Here is a 1,781-nt window from a genome sequence, read left to right as displayed (position 1 = left end):
GCCGTCGGGCACCTTGCCGGCATGCTGCTGGCCTTGCTGGGTGGCTGGCTGTGGCGTCGTGCCGGTCCGCCGGACGCCCGCTGAGCATTACGGCTGCGCTGCCTGCTTCAGCCGCCGGTACAGCGTGCGTTCGCTGATGCCCAGTGCGCGCGCCTGTTCGCTGCGCTTCAGCCCGGCGGCGGGCGGGGGCGGGGTGTCGCTGTCGCGGCGGGGGCCGGGTGCGGATGACAGCGCTTCCTCGATCAGGGCCTCGTCGATCAGCCCGTTGCCGCTCAGCAGACAGCAGCGGGTGGCGATATTGCGCAGTTCGCGGATATTGCCGGGGAAGGCATGGCTGGTCAGCCGTGCCAGTGCCGCCGGGCTGAAGCGGCAGTCCGGGTGGCTGCGGGCGAGCAGGGCTTCCGCCAGCAGCGGGATGTCTTCACGCCGTTCGGACAGGGGCGGCAGGTATAGCGGGAACGTGGACAGCCGGTAGTACAGGTCGGCGCGGAAGCGGCCTTCCTCGACCCGGCGGGCCAGCAGGTGGTGGGTGGCGGATACGATGCGGACATCGGCGCGCCGCCACTCGGTCGAGCCGAGCCGGCGGTAGGTGCCGGTTTCCAGCAGCCGCAGCAGTTTGGACTGCATGGCCAGCGGCATGTCGCCGATTTCGTCGAGGAACAGCGTGCCGCCATTCGCGGCTTCCACCAGCCCGGTCTGGCGCAGCACTGCGCCGGTAAACGCGCCTTTCTCGTGGCCGAACAGCTCGCTGTCGATCAGGTTTTCCGGCAGGCCGGTACAGTCGACGGTGACAAACGGTTTCTCTGCCCGCCGGCTGGCTGCGTGCAGCGCTTTGGCGACCAGCTCCTTGCCGGTGCCGGAGGCGCCCTGCAGCAACACGGTTTCATCGCTCGGTGCGACCCGGGCCAGGCGTTCCAGCATGTGCCGGAAGGCGGGCGAGCGGCCGATCAGGCTGTCGCCCTGGATATCGCGTCCGGCCGCCAGCGGCGACATGCGTTCGACAAAGTAGCGGTAGCCGCCATCGTCGCCCGGGATCGGGGTCAGGGCGATGTCGACGTATTCCTCGCCGCGCGGCGTGTGGTGCAGGTGGACCACGCGTTCGCGCTTGCCGCTGACCAGGCTGTCGGAGAGCGGACAGCTTTCGCCGCAGCGGTTGCAGGGCCGTGGATAGTGGTGGGACACCTCGTAACAGAAACGCCCCCTGACATCGCGACCATCACCGAAGCGGTCGAGATAGGCGCGGTTGGCATGCACGATGCGATAGCCGGCGTCGCACACGATATGCGGATCGGGCAGAGCGTCGATAAAGGCCAGCAGTGCGGTCGGGTCGGGCATGGGCGGCTTTCTGTCAGTGAATCACTGCCATTTTCTGCCATTGCCGCCACTGTGTCATGACACGGTGGCGGGCGGCGCAGCACAGAAATTTGCAAGTTGATGATTTGCAAACGGTTTATGTAATCCGGGCGGCTGGCACGGTTATTGATATGGATGTCATTCGACAAGAAGGAGATCCGGATGACTGCGCCACCCCCGCGCCTGCTGCGCGACATCGTGATCGTGCTCGTGCTGAAGGTCATGGCGATCGTGCTGCTGTGGTACCTGTTCGTTGATGGTCAGCGCGTCGAGGTGGATGCCGCGACCACGGCGCGGCAATTCGCGCCGGTTTCTCCTTCCGGGCACAGACAACAAGGAGAAATACATGCCAATTGATAGTGTGGTCGACCTGTCCCGGCTGCAGTTTGCCGCGACGGCGATGTACCATTTTCTGTTCGTGCCACTGA

Annotated in this window: 2 protein-coding genes; one reads left to right on the top strand and one right to left on the bottom strand. The window is 65.9% G+C overall.

Annotation, left to right across the window (positions count from 1 at the left end; genetic code table 11):
* Positions 1–87: 87 nt before the first annotated feature.
* The gene (locus DFO50_RS18515; RefSeq protein ID WP_112693003.1) at positions 88–1,335 is read right to left on the bottom strand and encodes a sigma-54-dependent Fis family transcriptional regulator; all 1,248 of its coding nucleotides are present in this window, start codon (positions 1,333–1,335) and stop codon (positions 88–90) included.
* A 180-nt stretch (positions 1,336–1,515) separates the two neighbouring features.
* On the opposite strand from DFO50_RS18515, the gene cydP reads away from it, so the two are divergent.
* Positions 1,516–1,710, top strand: coding sequence for a cytochrome oxidase putative small subunit CydP (cydP, locus tag DFO50_RS18510; protein WP_146745151.1), 195 nt, complete (start codon positions 1,516–1,518; stop codon positions 1,708–1,710).
* The last annotated feature ends 71 nt before the right edge of the window (positions 1,711–1,781 follow it).

The sequence above is a fragment of the Microvirgula sp. AG722 genome (assembly GCF_003269145.1).
GTDB lineage: Bacteria > Pseudomonadota > Gammaproteobacteria > Burkholderiales > Aquaspirillaceae > Microvirgula > Microvirgula aerodenitrificans.
The sequence above is the reverse complement of the archived record's forward strand: the minus strand, read 5'-3'. Positions and strand labels throughout refer to the sequence as shown.